Annotated in this window: 23 protein-coding genes; 20 read left to right on the top strand and 3 right to left on the bottom strand. The window is 57.4% G+C overall.

All coding sequences use genetic code 11. The annotated features are described in order from the left end of the window. Positions 1-93 precede the first annotated feature (93 nt). From ACFSO0_RS14615 to rpe, 14 genes are all read left to right on the top strand, one after another. Positions 94-981 (top strand): YicC/YloC family endoribonuclease, encoded by an 888-nt coding sequence (locus ACFSO0_RS14615; RefSeq protein ID WP_376881488.1) that lies wholly within the window; start codon positions 94-96, stop codon positions 979-981. Between the two features lie 24 nt (positions 982-1,005). Continuing rightward, a complete protein-coding gene (gene remA, locus ACFSO0_RS14620; RefSeq protein WP_015891999.1) occupies positions 1,006-1,266 on the top strand; it encodes an extracellular matrix/biofilm regulator RemA in 261 nt (86 codons plus the stop codon). Positions 1,267-1,281: 15 nt separating this feature from the next. Then, entirely contained in the window at positions 1,282-1,902 is a 621-nt protein-coding gene (gene gmk / locus ACFSO0_RS14625) for a guanylate kinase (RefSeq protein WP_376881489.1), read from the top strand. Between the two features lie 3 nt (positions 1,903-1,905). Further along, positions 1,906-2,112, top strand: coding sequence for a DNA-directed RNA polymerase subunit omega (rpoZ, locus tag ACFSO0_RS14630; protein ID WP_376881491.1), 207 nt, complete (start codon positions 1,906-1,908; stop codon positions 2,110-2,112). A 69-nt stretch (positions 2,113-2,181) separates the two neighbouring features. Continuing rightward, the gene (gene coaBC / locus ACFSO0_RS14635; protein WP_376881492.1) at positions 2,182-3,429 is read left to right on the top strand and encodes a bifunctional phosphopantothenoylcysteine decarboxylase/phosphopantothenate--cysteine ligase CoaBC; all 1,248 of its coding nucleotides are present in this window, start codon (positions 2,182-2,184) and stop codon (positions 3,427-3,429) included. Next, the gene (priA, locus tag ACFSO0_RS14640; RefSeq protein WP_376881493.1) at positions 3,426-5,861 is read left to right on the top strand and encodes a primosomal protein N'; all 2,436 of its coding nucleotides are present in this window, start codon (positions 3,426-3,428) and stop codon (positions 5,859-5,861) included. Before coaBC ends, priA begins: the two co-directional genes overlap by 4 nt. Positions 5,862-5,877: 16 nt before the next feature. Beyond that, a complete protein-coding gene (def, locus tag ACFSO0_RS14645) occupies positions 5,878-6,354 on the top strand; it encodes a peptide deformylase (protein ID WP_376881494.1) in 477 nt (158 codons plus the stop codon). A 30-nt stretch (positions 6,355-6,384) separates the two neighbouring features. Beyond that, positions 6,385-7,311, top strand: coding sequence for a methionyl-tRNA formyltransferase (gene fmt, locus ACFSO0_RS14650; RefSeq protein WP_376883201.1), 927 nt, complete (start codon positions 6,385-6,387; stop codon positions 7,309-7,311). A gap of 3 nt (positions 7,312-7,314) precedes the next feature. After that, on the top strand, positions 7,315-8,661 hold the full coding sequence (rsmB, locus tag ACFSO0_RS14655) for a 16S rRNA (cytosine(967)-C(5))-methyltransferase RsmB (protein WP_376881495.1): 1,347 nt from the start codon (positions 7,315-7,317) through the stop codon (positions 8,659-8,661). Between the two features lie 196 nt (positions 8,662-8,857). Further along, entirely contained in the window at positions 8,858-9,928 is a 1,071-nt protein-coding gene (gene rlmN / locus ACFSO0_RS14660) for a dual-specificity RNA methyltransferase RlmN (protein WP_376881496.1), read from the top strand. A 4-nt stretch (positions 9,929-9,932) separates the two neighbouring features. After that, positions 9,933-10,688, top strand: a complete 756-nt coding sequence (locus ACFSO0_RS14665) for a Stp1/IreP family PP2C-type Ser/Thr phosphatase (RefSeq protein ID WP_376881497.1) — start codon at positions 9,933-9,935, stop codon at positions 10,686-10,688. A gap of 5 nt (positions 10,689-10,693) precedes the next feature. Beyond that, entirely contained in the window at positions 10,694-12,679 is a 1,986-nt protein-coding gene (pknB, locus tag ACFSO0_RS14670; protein WP_376881498.1) for a Stk1 family PASTA domain-containing Ser/Thr kinase, read from the top strand. Between the two features lie 18 nt (positions 12,680-12,697). Next, complete coding sequence (gene rsgA, locus ACFSO0_RS14675; protein WP_376881499.1) at positions 12,698-13,588, top strand: ribosome small subunit-dependent GTPase A; 891 nt, start codon at positions 12,698-12,700, stop codon at positions 13,586-13,588. After that, positions 13,582-14,229, top strand: coding sequence for a ribulose-phosphate 3-epimerase (rpe, locus tag ACFSO0_RS14680; protein ID WP_376881501.1), 648 nt, complete (start codon positions 13,582-13,584; stop codon positions 14,227-14,229). The genes rsgA and rpe overlap by 7 nt, the downstream gene beginning before the upstream one ends. A 187-nt stretch (positions 14,230-14,416) precedes the next feature. On the opposite strand, the gene ACFSO0_RS14685 is transcribed toward rpe, so the two are convergent. Both ACFSO0_RS14685 and ACFSO0_RS14690 read right to left on the bottom strand, forming a co-directional pair. Next, a complete protein-coding gene (locus tag ACFSO0_RS14685) occupies positions 14,417-14,866 on the bottom strand; it encodes an RDD family protein (RefSeq protein WP_376881502.1) in 450 nt (149 codons plus the stop codon). 105 nt (positions 14,867-14,971) lie between these two features. Next, a complete protein-coding gene (locus tag ACFSO0_RS14690) occupies positions 14,972-16,102 on the bottom strand; it encodes a M20 family metallopeptidase (protein ID WP_376881504.1) in 1,131 nt (376 codons plus the stop codon). A gap of 329 nt (positions 16,103-16,431) precedes the next feature. Between ACFSO0_RS14690 and ACFSO0_RS14695 the strand changes: the two genes are divergently transcribed. The 5 genes from ACFSO0_RS14695 to spoVM all read left to right on the top strand — a co-directional run bounded on the left by ACFSO0_RS14695 (position 16,432) and on the right by spoVM (position 19,902). Continuing rightward, positions 16,432-17,265, top strand: a complete 834-nt coding sequence (locus tag ACFSO0_RS14695) for a transporter substrate-binding domain-containing protein (protein WP_376881505.1) — start codon at positions 16,432-16,434, stop codon at positions 17,263-17,265. A gap of 44 nt (positions 17,266-17,309) precedes the next feature. Beyond that, positions 17,310-17,969, top strand: coding sequence for an amino acid ABC transporter permease (locus tag ACFSO0_RS14700; RefSeq protein WP_376881506.1), 660 nt, complete (start codon positions 17,310-17,312; stop codon positions 17,967-17,969). Then, positions 17,962-18,684, top strand: a complete 723-nt coding sequence (locus ACFSO0_RS14705; RefSeq protein WP_376881507.1) for an amino acid ABC transporter ATP-binding protein — start codon at positions 17,962-17,964, stop codon at positions 18,682-18,684. Before ACFSO0_RS14700 ends, ACFSO0_RS14705 begins: the two co-directional genes overlap by 8 nt. A 132-nt stretch (positions 18,685-18,816) precedes the next feature. Then, entirely contained in the window at positions 18,817-19,377 is a 561-nt protein-coding gene (gene thiT / locus ACFSO0_RS14710; RefSeq protein WP_376881509.1) for an energy-coupled thiamine transporter ThiT, read from the top strand. A 441-nt stretch (positions 19,378-19,818) separates the two neighbouring features. Next, a complete protein-coding gene (gene spoVM / locus ACFSO0_RS14715) occupies positions 19,819-19,902 on the top strand; it encodes a stage V sporulation protein SpoVM (protein WP_005831022.1) in 84 nt (27 codons plus the stop codon). Between the two features lie 110 nt (positions 19,903-20,012). Here the strand turns inward: spoVM and rpmB are convergent, their stop codons facing one another. Further along, on the bottom strand, positions 20,013-20,201 hold the full coding sequence (rpmB, locus tag ACFSO0_RS14720; RefSeq protein WP_005831020.1) for a 50S ribosomal protein L28: 189 nt from the start codon (positions 20,199-20,201) through the stop codon (positions 20,013-20,015). A 247-nt stretch (positions 20,202-20,448) separates the two neighbouring features. Here rpmB and ACFSO0_RS14725 point away from each other — a divergent pair, with 247 nt between their 5' ends. Beyond that, positions 20,449-20,814, top strand: coding sequence for an Asp23/Gls24 family envelope stress response protein (locus ACFSO0_RS14725; protein WP_376881511.1), 366 nt, complete (start codon positions 20,449-20,451; stop codon positions 20,812-20,814). The last annotated feature ends 14 nt before the right edge of the window (positions 20,815-20,828 follow it).

The following is a 20,828-nucleotide window of genomic DNA, read 5'->3' on the forward strand; positions in this document are numbered from 1 at the left end:
GAACTTGGTTGTCCGGTCTTGGCTCGGTTGACACTGCCAAGAGTTCTCTCCTATAATGAATTAATTGATTTTACGTCTGTGGAAGTGAAAACGATGATTCGTAGCATGACAGGGTATGGGCGAGCAGACGACATGCGAGGTTCCTTGCGATTGACTGTGGAGCTGCGTGCCGTCAACCACCGCTTTCAGGAGATTCTCGTGCGGCTGCCGCGAAACTGGAGTATGCTCGAGGATCAGGTTCGCAAGCTCGTCGCGCAGTACGTGAGGCGAGGCCGTGTGGAAGTGACGGTTTCTTTGGAAGGAAGCGCCGCGACTCCCTCCACGGTGTCCATTGATTGGAGCGTAGCCGAACAATTCGTGCAGCTGTCGCGCGAGCTGGATCAGCGCTTTTCACTGGAGACGCCGCTTTGCGCCAAGGATTTGCTGCTTTTGCCTGGCGTGATACATACCAGCAAGACCGAAGAAGCAGACGACGGGGAAGTGGCCGAATGGCTGCTTGCCAATGTCCGTGCTGCTGCTGCAGACTTGCTCTCTATGAAACAGATGGAAGGCGACGGGCTTTTGGCCGATCTGTCGCAGCGGCTGCATGCAGTCGGCAAATGGCTGGAGGAAATCCGTCTCCTCGCCCCTGCGTGCGCCGAGGAATACCACAGCCGCCTTCATCAGCGGCTAAGCGAATGGGCCGCGCAAGCTCCGTTTGACCTGGACCCGCAGCGATTGGCGCAAGAGGTCGTTTTTTTCGCTGAGAAAAGCGACATCAGCGAAGAAATCACCCGGCTTACGAGCCATTGCCAGCAATTTCGCCAGCAGTTGGAGAAAGAGGAAGCGGTGGGGCGCAAGCTGGACTTTCTGCTGCAGGAGATGAACCGGGAGGCGAACACGATCGCGTCCAAAGCCAATCATTTGCGCATCCAGCATCTGGCGGTCGAGATCAAGACCGAGTTGGAAAAGATGAGAGAGCAAGTGCAGAATGTTGAGTAGGATGAAAGGATGGGCTGGGCCGTTATGGCGATCAAGCTGATCAATATTGGATTTGGTAACATTGTCAATGCGAACCGTATTATTTCTATTGTGAGTCCGGAATCTGCGCCGATCAAGCGGATTATTCAGGAAGCGCGCGATCGCAACATGCTCGTGGACGCGACGTACGGCAGACGGACGCGCGCGGTAATCATTACGGACAGCGATCACGTCATCTTGTCGGCCGTCCAGCCGGAGACAGTAGCCCAGCGGCTGACGACCAAAGATGACGAATCGGATGAATAAAGTAGGAGTGGAATCATGACCATGATGGATCGCGGTCTTCTTTTGATTCTGTCCGGGCCGGCAGGAGTGGGAAAAGGAACGGTGTGCAAAGCTTTGCGGGAGAGAATGCCCGAGCTGGTATACTCCGTATCTGCCACCACTCGTGCGCCGCGTCCGGGAGAAGTGGAAGGAGTCAATTACTTTTTTAAGTCCAGGGAAGAATTTCGCCGGATGATCGAGCAGGACGAACTGCTGGAATGGGCGGAATACGTAGGGAATTATTACGGCACCCCGAGACAGTTCGTGGATGAAATGCTTTCTGCGGGAAAAGATGTTATTCTGGAGATTGAAGTGCAAGGGGCGCTGCAGGTCAAGAAACGCTTCCCGCAGGGGACGTTCCTGTTCCTGGCACCCCCTGACCTGAATGAACTGGAAAACCGGATCGTCGGCCGCGGCACCGAGACCGAAGACGTCATTCGCAAGCGGATGGAAGTAGCCCGCGCGGAGATCGAATTGATGGACCACTACGATTACGTGGTCGTCAATGACGTCATCGAGTCGGCGTGCGAGCGGATTGCGGCGATTATCACGGCGGAACATCTGAAGAAGGATCGCCAGGTTCACAAGTATCGCAAATGGTTGAAGGAGGCTGAATAATTTATGCTGTATCCATCCATCGATGAGCTGACCAAAAAGGCAGACAGCAAATACATTCTCGTGACGGTGGCGTCCAAGCGCGCACGCCAGCTGCGGGAAAACAGCGAGCTGCAAGTCGTGAAACCGAAATCCAAAAAGTTCGTCGGGCAAGCGCTCGAGGAGTTTATCTCCGATGAGCTGGTCCACGAATTTCTGGACGGACGTAAATAAGGCTGACCCACGAAAAACAACCTCCTGCAGGTTGTTTTTTTCGGATGGGGAAGAGAGGAGAGGAAGCGGATGCATTCGCTCGCAGGAAAAAGAATCGTGCTCGGCGTGTCAGGGGGCATTGCGGCTTACAAGGCGGCGGCGCTCACGAGCAAGCTGACGCAGGCCGGGGCGCAGGTGCACGTCATGTTGACGCAAAACGCGCTGCAGTTTGTCCAGCCCGTGACTTTTCAGGCTTTATCGCATCAACCTGTACATATTGATACATTCCAGGAGCCGAATCCCCATGTCATCAGCCATATCGACCTGGCGGACAAGGCTGACCTCGTCGTGATCGCACCTGCTACGGCGAACATCATCGGCAAGATGGCAAACGGAATCGCCGATGACATGCTGACGACGACGGTGCTGGCGACGAAGGCCCCGGTCATGGTCGCCCCCGCGATGAACGTCAACATGTACGAGCATCCGGCAGTGCAGGCGAATATGCAGCGGCTGGCGGACTTTGGCTATCGCTTTGTGGAGCCGGGTGTGGGCCTGCTCGCTTGCGGCTGGGTCGGCAAAGGCAGGCTGGCAGAACCGGAGGAAATTCTGGCGGCAGTCGGCGCGTTTTTTGCCGAGCAGGAAAAAGCGCAGGCTCGTCCGCGCGATCTGGCAGGGAAACGGGTGCTGGTCACGGCTGGCCCGACGCGGGAAAAGATCGATCCGGTGCGCTACATCACGAACCATGCGTCCGGCAAAATGGGCTACGCCATCGCGGAAGCGGCAAGAGACCGCGGGGCCGATGTCGTGCTGGTCAGCGGTCCGACTGCCCTGGCGAAACCGGCCGGCGTGACATTCGTCGCCGTCGAGTCCGTGCAGGAAATGTTCGACGCTGTCATGCAGCATTTGCCAAAAAGCGATATCGTGGTCAAGTCGGCCGCCGTATCCGACTATCGCCCGAAAACCGTGCACGAGCATAAGATGAAAAAAGGCGACGGTCCGCTGGTGCTGGAGCTGGAAAAGGCGCCGGACATTCTCCGGACGATTGGGGAGCGAAAGGCAGAAGGGCAGTTCGTCGTCGGATTCGCCGCAGAGACGCAAGACGTGCTGCAGCATGCGCAGGCGAAGCTGGAGAAGAAGAATCTCGACATGATCGTCGCCAACAACGTGCTGACGGAAGGCGCGGGCATGGGAAGCGACACCAATATCGTCACGCTGCTCACGCGGGCCGGAGAGCAGGCAGCGCTGGAGAAAATGGACAAACGCGAGGTGGCGGATAAGCTGTTTGACGCCGTTTTGTTGAAGCTGTCCGGCCGTCCGCTGTCGGAGCTGTCATGATCGCGCAGGTCATCGTGGACGTGCCGGTCAATCGGACGAACCGGCCGTTCGATTACCGCGTCCCGGACTGGCTCGCCCCTCTCATCCAGGTCGGCAGCCGCGTCGTCGTTCCGTTTGGCCCGCGCAAGCTGCAGGGCTACGTCGTCGGCATCGCGGAATCAGGAGCTGAGATCGCAGATCCGGCGCGGCTGAAGGATGTCGAACAGGTGCTGGACGACACGCCGCCGCTGACGAGCGAGCTGCTCGATATGAGCGAGTGGATGTCGAAGCAGTATTTGTGTCCGTGGGTCACGGCGGTACAGGCGATGCTGCCGGCTGTGCTCAAAGGCAGGGCGGAAAAATGGCTGACGGCCACAGACGAGCTGGAGGAAGACATGTGCGGACAATCCGGTTTGCTCTGGGAGCTGTATCGCAAGCGCCACTTGCCGCTCGCGGAGGTGGAGAAGCAGTTTCCTGATGAGTTTCTGCTCGTGCCCGGCTGGATTTCCAGCGGGCTTTTGGCGACCGAATATCAGGTAAAGGACCGCATCACGCGCAAGCAACAGTCGTTCGTGCGCTGTTTGCTCGAAGGAGAGCAGCTGAGCGAGGCGCTCGCTTCGCTCCCGCCTCGTGCCGGGCAGATGCGCCGTGTGCTGGAGTTGTTCGCCGCGCACGAAGGTCAGTCGTTTTCCATCCAGATGCTCCGCGACGAATGGGGCATTCCGCGCTCTCCCCTAAAAAGTCTGGAGGCAAAAGGCTGGCTCGTGATCGAGCAGGTGGAGGTATACCGCGATCCGTACGCGAACAGGCGGTTTGCCCAGAAGGCGAGACCGGAATTTACGCGGACGCAAAAGCAGGCGCTGACACCGATCCTTACGTCCATCCGGGACCGTCAGTACGCCGCGTATTTGCTGCATGGTGTGACGGGGAGCGGCAAGACGGAGGTGTACCTCGAAGCGATCGAACAGACGCTGGCAGAAGGGCGGGAAGCGATCTTTCTCGTTCCGGAGATTTCCCTGACGCCGCAGATGGTCGAGCGCTTCAAGGCGCGCTTTGGCGCAGACGTAGCCGTTTTGCACAGCGCCCTGTCCTCCGGCGAAAAGTTCGATGAATGGCGGAAAATCATTCGCAAGCAAGTAAAGGTAGTCGTCGGGGCGCGCTCGGCCATTTTCGCCCCGTTTCAAAACGTCGGGCTGATCGTGATCGACGAAGAGCACGAAAGCTCGTACAAGCAGGAGGAAACGCCCCGCTACCATGCCCGCGAGGTCGCGCTCTGGCGGGCGAAGCACAACCAGGCGGTGCTCTTGATGGGGAGCGCGACGCCGGCGCTGGAGACGTATGCGCTGGCGACGCGGGGACGCTACACCTTGCTCGAAATGCCGGAGCGGGTAGGCAATCGTCCCATGCCGACCGTCCACATCGTGGATATGCGCGAGGAACTGCAAGCCGAGAACCGCTCGATGTTCAGCCGCAAGCTGCACGAGATGATCGCCGACCGGCTGGCCAAGCAGGAGCAAATGGTGATTTTTCTCAATCGCCGGGGCTTCTCGACGTTTGTCATGTGCCGCTCCTGCGGATATACGATGCGCTGCATCCATTGCGACATTTCGCTGACGTACCACAAGACCAACCACACGGCGCGCTGCCATTACTGCGGGTATACCATCGCCCAGCCTGCGCATTGCCCGGAGTGCCAGAGCGAGCATATCCGTTTTTTTGGTACAGGCACGCAAAAGGTCGAGGCGGAGCTGGCCAAACTGTTCCCGGGCATCCGCGTCATTCGCATGGACGTGGACACGACCTCGCGCAAAGGGGCGCATGAAGAACTTCTGAACAAGTTTCGCAATGGCCAGGGAGACGTCCTGCTCGGAACACAAATGATCGCCAAAGGGCTGGACTTTCCCCGGGTGACGCTCGCCGGGATTATCGCGGCGGACACTTCGCTGCACTTGCCGGACTTTCGCGCAGCCGAGAAGACGTTCCAGCTGCTCACGCAGGTAGGCGGCCGGGCAGGTCGGCACGAGCTCGAAGGCGATGTCGTCATCCAGACGTACACGCCGGAGCACTACAGCATCGTGCATGCGACGCGCCACGACTACCCGGCGTTTTACCGCGACGAAATGCTGCAGCGCAGGCGCACCGGATATCCGCCGTACTTCCGGCTGGTGCTCATTACCTTTTCGCACGAGGATGTGCCCGTGGTCATCCGCAGCGCCCATATGATGGCGGACTATTTGCGGCAGCGTCTGGCCGAGACGACGATCCTGCTCGGGCCTGTCGCTTCGCCGATTGCGCGGGTGAAGGATAGATTTCGCTTTCAGATCATGCTAAAATATCGGGATGAGCCGCAGTTGCCTGCCCTGCTTGCCGGGGCGAGTGCTGCGTTTGAGGAATGGAACAAACAGCAGAAGGTACTCATGACAATCGACGTTGATCCGTACGTACTGCTTTAGGGAGGATAACAACCAAATGGCTATTCGCACAATCGTAAAACATCCGGACCCGATCCTGCGGGAAAAAGCAATTGTGGTCACCAAGTTCAATGCCAACCTGCACAAGCTGCTGGATGATATGGCAGATACCATGTACGATGCGGACGGTGTCGGTCTCGCGGCACCGCAGGTCGGCGTCTCCAAGCGCGTCATCGTCATGGATTGCGGCGATGGACTGATCGAGGTCGTCAACCCGGAAATCGTCGACTTCAAAGGCGAGCAGTTCGACTATCCGGAGGGCTGCCTGAGCATTCCGGGCCTGCGCGGGGACGTGCGCCGTCACGCCTGGATCAAGCTGCGCGGACAGGATCGCTTCGGCAATCCGATCGAGATGGAGGCGGAAGAGCTGCTCTCCCGCTGCGCACAGCACGAGATCGACCACTTGAACGGCGTGCTGTTCATCGATGTCGCCGACAAAGTGTATCCGATCAGCAAGGATGAGGAAGGGGAATAAACCATTTTGAAAGATGCACGCGTTTTGTTCATGGGTACGCCTGACTTCGCCGTCTCCAGCCTGGAGGCGCTGCTCGAGGCAGGGTACAATGTGGTCGGAGTCGTCACCCAGCCCGACCGCCCCGTGGGACGCAAGCAGGTGCTGACGCCGCCGCCTGTCAAGGAGGCGGCTTTGCGTCATGGGCTTGCCGTCCTGCAGCCGGAAAAAATCAAAGAGGAAGCAGCGCTAAAAGAAGTGCTCGCGACAGAGCCCGACCTGATCGTGACCGCTGCGTACGGGCAGATTTTGCCCAAGCGGCTGCTCGAGGCACCGCGTTTTGGCTGCATCAACGTCCATGCCTCCCTGCTGCCGAAATACCGAGGCGGCGCGCCTATCCACAAATCGATTGTGGAGGGAGAAAAGGAATCCGGCGTCACGATCATGTACATGGTGGAGGCGCTGGACGCAGGGGACATGCTCTCCAAGGTCGTCGTTCCCATCGAGGAGCGGGATTCGGTCGGCAGCCTGCACGACAAGCTGGCGGCGGCAGGCGCAGCTTTGTTGGTTGACACCGTGCCGCGTCTGTTGGCTGGAGAAATCACTGCGGAGCCGCAGGATCACGCTGCCGCGACTTTCGCGCCGAACATCAAGCGCGCGGACGAGCGCATCGACTGGTCGCGCACAGCCGAGCAAATCTACAACCAGGTGCGCGGGCTGAATCCGTGGCCGGTCGCCTTTACGACATGTGGTGGAAAAGTGTGGAAAATATGGTGGGTAGAAAAGCTCGCTGCAAACGATGAGGGCAAGGAACCGGGCACGATCGTCGCCCGGGAAGAGGATGGCCTGGTCGTAGCTTGCGGCAGCGGCGCCGTGAAAATCACGGAGCTGCAGCCAGAGGGCAAGAAGAAGATGAGCGCGCTCGACTTTTTGCGCGGAGCGGGCAGCGGCATTGAAATCGGCACAAAGGTAGGAGAATAGCCCGTGGCAAAAAAAGGCGCCCGTGAAATTGCTCTCGATGTACTGAATCGGGTCGAAGAACATAAATCCTACAGCAATCTTGAGCTTCGCAACGTCCTGGACCGCGCGGAATTGAGCGCGGCCGACTCCGCACTGGTGACCGAGCTGGTGTACGGCACCATCCAGCGAAGACTTACGCTTGATTTTGTCCTGTCCCAGTTTGTGGGCGGGAAAAAGGTACAGACCTGGGTCCGCAATCTGCTGCTGATCAGCCTGTACCAGATCCGTTTCCTGGATCGAATCCCCGAGCGCGCAGCCGTGCACGAGGCGGTTGAAATCGCCAAGCGGCGCGGGCATCAAGGGATCGCGTCCATGGTCAACGGCGTGCTGCGCAACGTGCTGCGCCAGCCGGACGTATGGGAGCGGCTGCCCAAGGGAGATGTGGCCGCGCAAATCGCCGTCACCCATTCGCATCCGGAATGGCTGGTGCGCCAATGGCTGCAGCAGTACGGGGAGGAAGCGACCCGCGCCATCTGCGAAGCGAACAACCGGCCGCCGCATACGTCCATTCGCGTCAACCCGTTGAAAATATCGAAGGACGAGCTGATGGCGAAGCTTCGGGAAGAAGGCAGCGAGGTACGCCCCTCCGCGCTGTGCGAGCAGGGCATTCTGCTGGACGGCGGGCATGCGGCAGGAACGCGCCTGTTCAAGGAAGGCTATTACACCTTGCAGGACGAAAGCTCCATGCTGGTCGCCTCTGCAGTCGCGCCGCAGCCGGGCATGCGCGTGCTCGACGCGTGTGCGGCACCGGGCGGCAAGACGACGCATCTGGCAGAGGTGATGGGCAACCGCGGCGAGATCATCGCCAACGATGTCCATCCGCACAAGCGCGAGTTGATTGCCGCCTCGGCGAAGCGGCTGGGCATCACCATCATCGAGCCGATCGTCGGCGATGCGCTGGATCTGCCGGAGAGAGGACTCGGCACCTTTGACCGGGTCCTGCTCGATGCCCCGTGCACAGGATTCGGCGTGATCCGCCGCAAACCGGATTTGAAATGGAACAAGTCCCAGGCGGATGTCCGCGCCATTTCGCAGCTCCAGTACCAGCTTTTGGTCAGTCTGTCCGGGATGGTCGCTCCAGGCGGCACGCTGGTGTACAGCACATGCACGATCGAGCCGAAGGAAAATGAGGAAGTCGTGCGGCGATTTGCAGACAAGCATCCGGAGTTTGTCCTGGATGCGACGCTGCAAGGCGACCTGCCCGTGGCCGTGCGGGACAAAATGGACGAGTCCGGGGCCTTCGTGCAAATTTTACCGCATCATTTTGAAAGCGACGGGTTCTTTATCGCCCGTCTGCGAAGAAAAGGCTGATGAGAGGAGTGGCGCGCCTTGCGGGACGATGCCACTCCTTTGCCGTTGTTTGCGGCTTTGCGGATTGGTTTACACTAGGAAAAGCGACGCATTTCCGGATTCGATGGCAAAACCGTTTGAAGCGTGGCGCAATGCAAGGTACAATGATAAGATGACTGAAACATGCAAGCGACGAATTTGAGGATGTGAGACAGCAATGCCGATGACGACATTTACGAGCGCAAAGCCGCTCATATACAGTTTGACGCAAGACGAATTGAAGCAATGGCTGCAGGAAGCGGGAGACAAAGCGTTTCGCGCGCAGCAGATTTTTGACTGGCTGTACGTGAAGCGCGTGACCTCTTTTGAAGAGATGACCAACCTGTCCAAGGAGCTGCGTCAAAAGCTGACGGACACGTTTCGCATCGATCCGCTCACAGAGATCACCCACCAGCAATCGCAGGACGGGACGATCAAGTTTCTGTTTCAACTGGTGGATGGGCATGCGATCGAGACGGTCATCATGCGCCACAACTACGGAAACAGCATTTGCGTGACGACGCAGGTGGGATGCCGGATCGGCTGTACGTTCTGTGCGTCCACGCTCGGCGGGCTCAAGCGTAACCTCGATGCGGGCGAGATCGTATCCCAGGTATTGATGGCGCAGCGCAAGCTCGATGCGGAAGGCGAGCGCGTGAGCCATGTCGTGGTGATGGGCATCGGGGAGCCGTTTGAGAACTTCGAGAGTCTGATGGCGTTTCTCTCCATCATCAACGACAATCGCGGCCTGAACATCGGCGCCCGCCATATTACTGTCTCCACCAGCGGCATCGTGCCGAAAATTTACGAGTTCGCAGAGCGCGGCGGACAGGTGAACCTGGCCATTTCCCTGCATGCTCCCAACTCGGAGCTGCGGTCGCAGCTGATGCCGATCAACCGGGGCTTCCCGCTGCCGACGCTGATGGAAGCATGCCGTCATTACATCAACAAGACGGGGCGCCGGATCAGCTTCGAGTACGGCCTGTTCGGCGGCAAGAACGACCAGCCGCATCACGCAGAAGAGCTGGCGAGCCTGATCGGGGATATGCTGTGCCACGTCAACTTGATCCCGGTGAACTACGTGCCGGAGCGGGACTACGTGCGCACGCCGCGCAACGAGATTTTCCAGTTCAAACGCATCCTGGAGGACAAAGGAATCAACGTGACCATCCGGCGAGAGCACGGCAGCGATATTGCAGCCGCGTGCGGCCAGTTGAGGGCACAACATGCCAAAGAAACCGTGGGGTGATACCATGGAAATTGCAACGAAATCCCATGTAGGACACGTCCGTTCCGTGAATGAGGACTACTTCGCCTGCGAGGCTGACGCGAACGGACGCGCCCTCGCCGTTCTTGCTGACGGAATGGGCGGGCATGAGGCAGGCGAGATTGCGAGCCGCCTCGCAGTTGAGCGAATAGTAAAAGAACTGCGTCACATCGATGGCGACCTGGACGGAGAGGACGTGCGCGAGCAATTGATGAATTCCGTCCTGCTCGCCAACAAGGAAGTGTATGAGTACGCACAGGAGCATCCGGAATGCAGCGGGATGGGAACGACGACGATTGCTGCCGTGCTCGGACCGACCACGGTCACTACGGCGCACATCGGCGACAGCCGTCTGTACAAGTTCGGCGCCGACGGCCTGGTGATGAAGACGGAGGATCACTCGCTTGTGAACGAGCTGGTCAAAAGCGGGCAGATTACGGCGGAAGAAGCCGCTGTCCATCCGCACCGGAACGTCATCATGCGCTCTTTGGGCACAGAACCGGACGTGCTGATCGACCTGGACCAGTTTGAATGGGAGCCTGGCGATGTCGTCCTGATCTGCTCCGACGGGCTGAGCGACAAAGTACCGGCTTCCGTCATGGAAGAATGGATGCGCAAACAGACATCACTTCAGGAGAAAGTGGATGGCCTGGTGCAAGAAGCATTGGCTGCTGGCGGGCAAGACAATATTACGCTGGTTGCAATCCGCAATACGCCCGTTGCCAGTGAGAAAGAGGGGTGAGAGAGATGGAAAGTCAACGGCTTGGAGGACGGTACCAGTTGGAATGCCGTGTCGGCGGGGGCGGCATGGCTATCGTGTACAAAGCCAGGGATTTGATTTTGAATCGTCCGGTTGCCGTGAAAGTGCTGCGTTCACAGTTTGGCACGGATGAAGATTTCGTGAACCGGTTCAGGAGGGAAGCGCAGGCGGTTGCGAGCCTGTCTCACCCCAATGTGGTCGGCGTTTACGATGTCGGGCAAGAAGGCGACACCCATTACATGGTGATGGAATACATAGAAGGCTACACGCTGAAAGAGCTGATCGTCCAGCGAGGGGCACTGCCGGTGGAAGAAGCGGTGCGGATCGCGCAGCAAATTTGCGATGCCCTCGACCATGCCCATCAAAACCGGATCATTCACAGAGACATCAAGCCGCACAACATCATGATCGGCAAAAACGGCCGGGTGAAGGTGACGGACTTCGGGATCGCCCGTGCAGTCACTTCCACGACCATTACCCATACGAATGCGATGCTCGGCTCCGTGCACTATTTCTCGCCGGAACAGGCGAGGGGCGGAATTACGGGGGAAAAGTCCGACATCTATTCTCTCGGCATCGTGCTGTATGAGATGGTGACTGGAGAGCTGCCGTTTTCCGGGGATTCGCCGATTTCGGTCGCGCTCAAGCATCTGCAGGAGCCTTTGCCGGAGCCGCGTCAGGTGAATCCGGCCATCCCGCAAAGCGTCGAGAACGTCATCCTCAAGGCATTGGTCAAAGATCCGTTTCTGCGCTACGCCTCGGCGCGCGAAATGCTCGAAGATTTGGAGACGTGCCTTTTGCCCGAGCGCTTGAATGAGCCAAAGCTGACGTTCCCTGTCGATGAAGAAATGACGCGTGTCGTCCCGGTCATTACACAGGAGATGCTCGACAATCACGGGAACGGACGGACTGGCGCCGGTCAGCGCAGCCGGTACGAACAGCCGCGCGATGACGAGGAAGATGAGAAGCCGCAGAAAAAATGGTGGGTGAAGACGCTATGGTGGGTGGCGGGCATCGGCTTGTTCCTGGTGCTGGCATTTTTCGGGTTCAATTTCTTGCTGAACGTGTTCCCGTCTGTACCGGAGGCGGCGGTCCCGTATGTTGAAGGCATCGAAGTGTCTCTGGCGCAGAAGAAGATCGAGGAGGCCAAGCTCGTCGCCAACATCGTCGAGGAGGCCAACGACACCATCGAGAAAGGCATGGTCATCCGGCAGGACCCGGCACCGCCCATGCGGCTGAAGGAAAATGCCGTCGTGACGCTTTACGTGAGCAAAGGACAAGAGGCCGTCGACATGCCGAACCTCGTCTCGTTGTCCCGTTCGGTTGCGGAAGATACGCTCAAGCGAATGGGCTTCAAGCCGGAGCTGATTACCTTTGAGGAAGTCGAGGACGATAAGGCAGAAGCGGGTATCGTCATCGGCCAATCGCCGGATGCAAACGCGAAGGTGTACCCGACCAAGGACGAAGTGCGCGTTACGGTCAGCAAAGGCAAAGCGTTCGTGAAAATGCCGGACGTCACGGGCAAAACGATGGAGCAGGCTCGCGTCGAGCTGTTCAAATACGGTCTGGCCATTGGAGAGATCAAGGAGGAGCCGACTTTCACCACCGACAAGGCGGGCATCGTCCTCTCCACGCATCCGTACGATCCGGGCATGCAGGTGCAAAAAGGCCTAGCGGTGCCGCTGACCGTGAGCAACGGCCAATATCCGCAGGAAGCGAAGCTGGCCAACGCGCCGGTCTATGTCGAAGTAGTGCCAGGCGAGACGGCGGACATCAAGATCGAAGTCAGCGACGCGCGCGGCGACGGGCAAGTCCTGTTCAAGGAGACGATCACCACGAGCAAGGAGTACGACGTTCCGCTCGTCCTGTCTCCGCAAAAGGATGCCGTCATCAAGGTGTTCAAGAAAGATCCGGCGAAAAACGAATACGTGGAATACCAAACCAGTTCGATTTCGTACAGTAGCTTGCCATAATCATATGGAGGGACATGAATGCCAGAAGGACGGATTGTGAAAGCGTTGAGCGGATTTTACTACGTAGCCGATGGAGAGCGCATATACAGCTGCCGGGCGCGCGGGCTTTTCAAGAAAAAGGGAGCCAAGGTGAACCCGCTCGTAGGGGACTGGGTCGTCTACGATGCAATCAACGAAGAAGAAGGGTACGTGATGGAGGTGGGTGAGCGGACGAGCGAGCTGGTTCGCCCGCCCATTTCCAATGTGGATCAGGCAGTGCTCGTCTTTTCCATGTTCAAGCCTGCCTTCAGCTCCCTGTTGTTGGACAAGTTTCTCGTGCATACCGAGCATGCCGGGATCGATTCCGTCATTATCCTGTCCAAGGCCGATCAGGTGCCGGAGGAAGAAATCGCCGCCATCGTGGCCAAGTACGAGGCGATCGGCTATCGGGTCATCCCGACATCGACGAAGCAGCCGCGCGGACTGGACGAAGTCCGGGACATCTTGCACGACCGAATCTCTGTGTTTGCCGGGCAGTCCGGGGTGGGGAAGTCGTCCCTGATCAATGCGCTGTTCCCGGGCATCAGCTTGCAGACAGGCGATGTCAGCGAAAAGCTCGGACGGGGCAAGCATACGACGCGCCATGTCGAGCTGATCCCGCTTGCGGGCGGCGGCTACGTGGCGGATACGCCGGGATTTAGCTCGCTGGAGTTCGCGGACATGGATGAGCTGGACCTCGCTGAAGCGTTCCGCGATTTCGCCCAGCGTTCGCCTGACTGCAAATTCCGCGGCTGCCTGCACGTAAGCGAGCCGTCCTGCGCCGTGCAGGAGGCGGTGGCAGCGGGCGAAGTGAGCCGGGAGCGGTACGACCATTACTTGCAGTTCCGCGACGAGCTGAAAGAATATCAACGGAGGAATAAACCATGGTAAAAATTGCGCCTTCCATTCTGTCTGCCGACTTTGCCAGATTGGGGGAAGAGATACAGGATGTCGAACGGGGAGGAGCCGACTGGATTCACGTCGACGTCATGGACGGGCATTTCGTGCCGAACATCACCATCGGTCCGTTGATCGTGGAGGCGATCCGTCCGGTGACCAAGCTGCCGCTTGACGTCCACCTGATGATCGAGGAACCGGACCGCTACATTCCGCAGTTCGCCAAAAGCGGGGCGGACTGGATTACCGTTCACCAGGAAGCGTGCCGCCATTTGCACCGCACGCTGTACCTGATCAAGGAGCAAGGAGTCAAGGCAGGCGTCGTGCTGAATCCGGCCACGCCGCTGGTGACCATCGAGCCGGTGCTGCCTGACCTGGACATGGTCCTTTTGATGACGGTCAATCCCGGCTTTGGCGGGCAAAAATTTATTCACAGCGTCGTGCCGAAGATCAAGGAGCTGCGCGACATGCTGGACGCGCGCGGCCTCGGTCACGTCGAGATCGAGATCGACGGCGGCGTGAACGCCCAGACAGCGCGTTTGTGCGAGGAGGCCGGTGCGACAGTCCTCGTTGCCGGCAGCGCCGTGTTCAACCAATCGGACCGCGCCCAGGCGATTGCCTCCATTCGCGGGTAAGGAAAGCGCTTTGATCGGGCAAGACAAACTGGCAAGACAAACAGGTAAGACAATAAGGGGCTGTCTCAAAAGTCGATTTTTCGACTTGGAGACGCCCCTTTTGCCGTTCAGGAACGTTGAAAAATCAAAGGTTTTCAATTCGGTGCTGGTCGCATGTTTGCCCTTTTTGGGCAGCCCCTTTCATTTTTCAGGAGCGGCTGCCTGCTGCCGGCCCCGGCGGATCGGAAGTGACGTACGTTCCTGCGATCAGATCGTGGATCGCGCGCTTGTCTTCGCGGACCCCTGCCATGATCGCGCTAATGATGGCGCCGATCCCGAGCGTCACGGTGTAGACGAGCCAGCTGCCCACGACGACTCGCAGCAGCATGGTTCCGAATCCCGGAGGTTCACCGTTTACCTTGACGATGCGCACGCCCGCGATGCGTTTTCCGACCGTGTAGCCGTACCAGAATATCGGAAGCAGCAAGCTGTAGAGTATCGACACCAGATTGGTAAACCAGTTTCCTTTTGTCTCACCTGTGACGAGATAGGAAATGAGGGCGAGGGGGATGCCGATAATCAGGCCGTCCAGCAAGTTGGCCCCCAGACGTCGCCAAAATCCGACCGGATTGCTCGGTACCGGTTTTGCATACTCCACGATTCAATCGCTCCTTCCCGTTTGATAGGGAATGTATATGACCGGCGAGCGAAAAGTAGAGCAAAAGAAAACGCCGTCGCTTGTCCGGGCATCGAGCAGCGGCGGCTACAGGGCGGTGAACAGGCGCAAAAGAACCGCGATGCGTCCCGGGATCGCATCGATGACGACATGTTCGTGCGAGGCGTGGGCCCCGTCGCCGACCGGCCCCAGTCCGTCGAGAGTCGGGATGCCTTCGTCAGCGGCGAAATTGCCGTCGCTCGTCCCACCCACCCCGCGTTCTGTCAAGGCGAAGCCTTCGAGCCTGGCCTGCTCTTGTGCCAGCAGGAACAGCTTCTCTGTGTCTGGGGTGCGGACCATCGGCGGTTTGCAGATGCCCCCTTCCACGACGAGCCTTGCCCCGGGCAGGACGGGGGAGAGCTGCTGCATGAGAGCCGTGATCCGCGACGCTTCTTCACGCGTGCTGACGCGGACATCGATGTCAGCTTCGGCAAAGTCCGGCACGACGTTGGAGACGGTGCCTCCCCGAATTGTCCCGACGGAGAGCGTCGTGCCTGCTTCGTAGTCGGTGAATCCCTGGATGGCGATGATCTGGTGAGCGATTTCCTCGATCGCATTGACGCCAAGGGCATGATCGTTTCCGGCATGGGCTGCCCGGCCGGTTACTTTCAGGAAAAACTCCCCGCCGCCTTTTCGGCTCGTCTTCAGCGAACCGTCGCCAGCAGCAGGCTCAATGACCAGCGCACATTTGCTCCGCTTGGCTTCCTGCCGAATCCATGCCTCGGACGATTCACTGCCGATTTCCTCATCGGTATTCCAGAAAAAGACGAGCTTGCTTTGCAAAGGGATGTTCTGCTCGATGATCTCCTTGAGCGCGAAGTAGCAGAAGACGATTCCGGCCTTCATGTCGTATGTACCGGGCCCGTATACCCGTCCGTCCTCGATCTTCCACGGCTCCCGCGCGAGTGTTCCCACTTCCTTCACTGTGTCAAAATGGCCGAGCACCATAACCTGCTCCGTGCCCATCCCGTACTCAATCCGCAGCTGATCCCCGTATTTCTCCTGGGGAATGACTTCGACCTTGCAGCCGAGCGAGCGGAAGCGTTCTGCGATGAATGCGCCAAGCCGGTCGACTGCAGCTTTGTCGTGTGTCGGCGTCTCCATTTCGACGTAGGTGCGCAGTTCTTCGAGGATTGCGGCGAGCTGCTTTTCAAAGTGGGCAGTCCATTGCATGGCCATCCTTCCTTCCTCCTAAAAGTCGTCGTTCATATGCAGAATAATGGATTGGCTGCATTTTTGCCAGCCTTCCGCACATTTTCGATGGAAGCGCAGGAGAAAAAAAGGACATCCTACAAATGTGGCGAGCGAGGGGGGGTCATTTATAAATAAAATTCTGTAAATTGGGTATTTAAAAGGAGGCTAAAAATTTGATTGAATTTGTTCGCTAAATGATTAAAATAGTCATTGTTGTGTATAAATATAAGTTGTCGAGTCATCTATTTCATTTGCATGCTCGGCACCTGTATTGTCGATCTTGGACCAACTACAATCCTGATGGAGGTACCTTCATGAAGAAACAGATGTCGATCTTTTCCATGGCCTTAACGTCACTCCTTGCTGTAGCCGTAATGGCAGGATGCGGCACGGGCAATCAATCCGGAGCAGGACAAGCCCCTGCACAGCAGCCGGCAGGCCAGGAGCAAGCCCAGCCGAGCGGGGAGAAAAAGACGCTGACCATGGCTACATCTGCGGACTACAAGCCGTATGAATTCCACGATCTGACCAGCGGCAAGGACGAGATTGCCGGCTTTGACGTGGACATCGCCAAATACATCGGCCAAGAGCTTGGCTACGAAGTGCAAATTACCGACATGAACTTCGACGGACTCATCCCGGCTCTGCAAACCAACCGCGCCGATTTCGTCATGGCCGGCATGACCCCGACTCCGGAACGCCAAAAGAACGTCGATTTCTCGGACATCTACTACGATGCGAAAAATACGATCGTCTCCAAAAAAGACAGCAACCTGACGAAGCCTGAACAGCTGGCGGGCAAAAAAGTAGCGGTACAGCTCGGCTCGATCCAGGAGTCCGCTGCCAAAGAACTGGCCAAAACAGCGACAGGCCTGCAAATCACTTCCTTGAACAAGGTTGGGGAAATCATTGAAGAAGTGAAAACCGGTCGCGTCGACGCGGCGATTATCGAAGACACGGTAGCGAAAGGCTTCGTGGAGAGCAACCCGGGCCTGCAGTATACCACGATCGAGTCTGAAGAGGCGAACGGCTCGGCAATCGCGTTCCCGAAAGGCTCCGCGCACGTCGACGAATTTAACAAGGTCATCAAAAAAATGAAGGAAAATGGCGAGATGGACAAGCTGATCAAAAAATGGTTCGGTCAATAATCGCCATGCATGTTCATGTTTCGTAGCAAAGGATGGGATTGGGCATGAATTTGGATTTTGGACAGATTGTGCCCTATATCCCTTTTATTTTTCAGGGGATAAAGGTCACATTACTCGTCACCTTGCTTTCGGTTGTTCTAGGGTTCATTTGGGGTTCGATTCTGGCACTCATCAAAATTTCCAAATTCGGTCCATTGAACTGGCTGGCAGTCGCCTATACGTCCGTCTTTCGCGGGACGCCGCTGATTTTGCAGCTGACCTTCGTCTACTTCGCGACGCCGCAGCTGACGGGCTACAACATTTCGCAGCTGGAAGCGGCTGTCCTGACGTTTACACTGAACTCCGGCGCGTACATCTCCGAGACGATTCGCGGCGGGATTCTCGCTGTGGACAAAGGGCAGTGGGAGGCGGCGAAGTCACTCGGCGTACCGTATCGCCGGATGATGCTGGACATCATTTTGCCGCAGGGAATCAAAAACATTTTGCCTGCGCTGGTCAATGAAACGATTGCGCTTTTGAAAGAGTCTGCGCTCGTCTCCACGATCGGTCTCGCGGACATTTTGCAAAACGCCAACGTCGTGAAAGGGGCGATCTTCCGGTACTTTGAGCCGTACATCATCGCCGGTGCTCTCTACTACGTCATGGTCATGATCCTGACCTGGTTTGCGCGCGTGCTGGAGAGGAGGATGAGACGCAGTGATTAAGATTGACAACATTACCAAATCGTTCGGACAGCTGCAGGTGCTGAAAGGAATTTCTACCGAGATCACCAAGGGCGAGGTTGTCGCCATCATCGGACCGTCCGGCTCGGGGAAATCGACCTTGCTGCGCTGCATGAACCTGCTGGAGGTGCCGACGACCGGCCGCATCATCATCGACGGGCAGGACATCACGGCGCCGAATGCCGACGTCATGAAGATTCGCCAAAATATCGGGATGGTGTTTCAGCACTTTCATCTGTTCCCGCACATGACGGTCCTTGGCAACCTGACGTACGCACCGGTCAAGGTCAAAGGTCTGTCCAAGGCAGAGGCCGAGAGCAAGGCAATAGAGCTTCTGCAGCGCGTCGGCCTGGCAGACAAAGCCGACGTCTATCCGTCCCGTCTGTCCGGCGGGCAGAAGCAGCGTGTCGCCATCGCCCGCTCCCTCGTCATGGAGCCGCAGATCATGCTGTTCGACGAGCCTACCTCCGCACTCGACCCCGAGATGGTCAAGGAAGTGCTGGAGGTCATGAAAGGTCTCGCCCATACCGGCATGACGATGGCGATCGTGACGCATGAGATGCGATTCGCAGAGGAAGTCTCTGACCGAATCCTGTTTATCGATCACGGCCAATTGATCGAGGAGGCGGTCCCGCAGGAGTTTTTCCGGCAGCCAAAGAGCGAGCGGGCCAAACAGTTTCTGGAAAAAGTGCGCTAAACCGAAGATGCCGCGGCCAGGTAGTGGTCGCGGCTTTTCCTTTTGACAGGATGTGCGGCTTTGGCTAGAATCAGTAACAGCCGAATGGGCATTGGCAATCATGACAGGCTTTTTAGGGAAGGATGAACGAGTATGGAACGAGTACGACTTGTAACCTGGCTGGAAATGGCAATGATGGCTGCCTTGGCCGTCGTCTTCAGCATGATCAAGCTGTTCGACATGCCGCAAGGGGGATCGGTCTCGCTGGTGATGGTTCCGATTGCGCTGATCGCAGTGCGGCGCGGCCTGTGGGCAGGGATCATCACGGGAGTGGCTGTAGGGGTGCTGCAGCTGTTTTTTGGCAGCACGGTTGTGCATCCTGTGCAATTGCTGCTGGATTACCCTCTCGCCTTCGGAGCATTGGGCTTGGCCGGACTGGCGCGCCACTGGATTGTTGAAGGGAGAGGAAAACGCATCCTGGCGCTGTGGGGCGGGCTTTTGGCAGGAGTCCTGGTGCGGTTCGTCTGCCACTTTGTCTCCGGGATCGTCTGGTTTGGGGAATACGCGCCGGAGGGGACTCCTGTCGCCCTGTATTCCTTCGTTTACAACATCACGTATTTGCTCCCCGAGTTGATCATTGCCGGGGTTGTGCTGACAGTTGTGATGACCAGTGCGTCCTCGCTGCTGTTTCCGTCCCGGGATCGTTTCGCGTAAAAGGGACACGCATTTTGTCGGGACGTTGTGCATAAGGTAATCAGGCAGCAAATCTGTTGCCTGATTTTTTTACGCAATCTGACAGGCAGCGGGCTGTCTGCCATTTTCCTCGTATCTGTGACGTGTGCAGGCTGCCGTGTCGCGCGTTTTTACTTTTTCGCCTGACAGGATACATGTTTATCCGACAGCAGAATATGATGTAATATGCACGTGTGGGAGAACACCTGAAGGAGGTGCAGTATAAATGGGATTGCGCTCCTATCGCCTGCGACAGGGGGGCGCCTTGCGACGTGTTCTCGGGGTTGCGTTGGCTGTCGGAGGTATCACCATTTTCCTGTACATGGCACCTCCGTGGGTTTGGTATAGCCTTTTATCGTTGGCTCTCGTGGGGGCGGGCTGGTATTTGTATCATGTGAAGTAATTTCGGTGAGGAGGGGTAGCATGAGGTTTTACACCATCAAGTTGCCGAAGTTCCTGGGTGGCATGATCCGCGGCATCATAGAGGCATTCAACAAGAAAAAATAACGGCGTCGCCTCGGCCTCCCGAGGGACCTCGGCATCCGAGGGAATAAGCGTGCGCCTGTGAAAAGCAAAAAAGCACCTCAAGGGTGCTTTTTTTCGCGTTGTGCAGAAAACTACACGCGAGTTACCAGTCCGGATTTCAGTGCTCGTGTACTTACATAAACGCGCTTCGGTTTACCATTCACGAGAATGCGCACTTTTTGTACGTTAACACCCCAGGTGCGGCGAGTTGCGCGCATGGAGTGGGAGCGAGCGTTTCCAGCTTTAGCAGATTTACCAGTTACAAAGCAACGACGTGCCATTACGATCCACCTCCTTGTTGCATCTAAACGGAATTCCCCAAGTTGGGAAATACAAATACTCAACCATAGTAGCATACGAATGCTGTCAATTGCAATACTTGACATGAGGAAAAGCCCTGCCTTCCTTAACGCTCTCCCGGTTGGACCCAAAGCGCTTCATTTCTTCATTTTGTTAGTGTAGAATTGTATGAAACATGTTTACGCTTGCCAAAGCGATCAAGCTGTTGCAAAGAGGAGGAGTCCTTTCATGACAGTGGAAATGAGCACATCTCTGGGAAAAATAGATGTTACCGAGGAAGTGATCGCACGGATTGCGGGAGGAGCCGCTATGGAAGTTTTCGGGCTCGTGGGCATGTCGCCGCGGAAAGCGTTGAAGGACGGAATTGCGGAGCTGCTGGGGCGCGATAACCTGAGCAAAGGGGTTGTCGTTCACAACCAGAACGGCGAAGTGACTTTGGACATGCATATCATCGTCAGCTATGGCGTGAAAATTTCCGAGGTGGCCGGCAGTGTGCAGCGCCGCGTCCGTTACACCCTGGAGCAAACCGTAGGAATCGACGTCGCTGCCGTCAATATTTTCGTGCAGGGTGTACGTACAGACAGGGACGCATAGGTAAGGGGGAACAT

This window comes from Brevibacillus sp. GCM10020057, assembly GCF_042683565.1.
In the GTDB taxonomy this organism is placed as follows: domain Bacteria; phylum Bacillota; class Bacilli; order Brevibacillales; family Brevibacillaceae; genus Brevibacillus.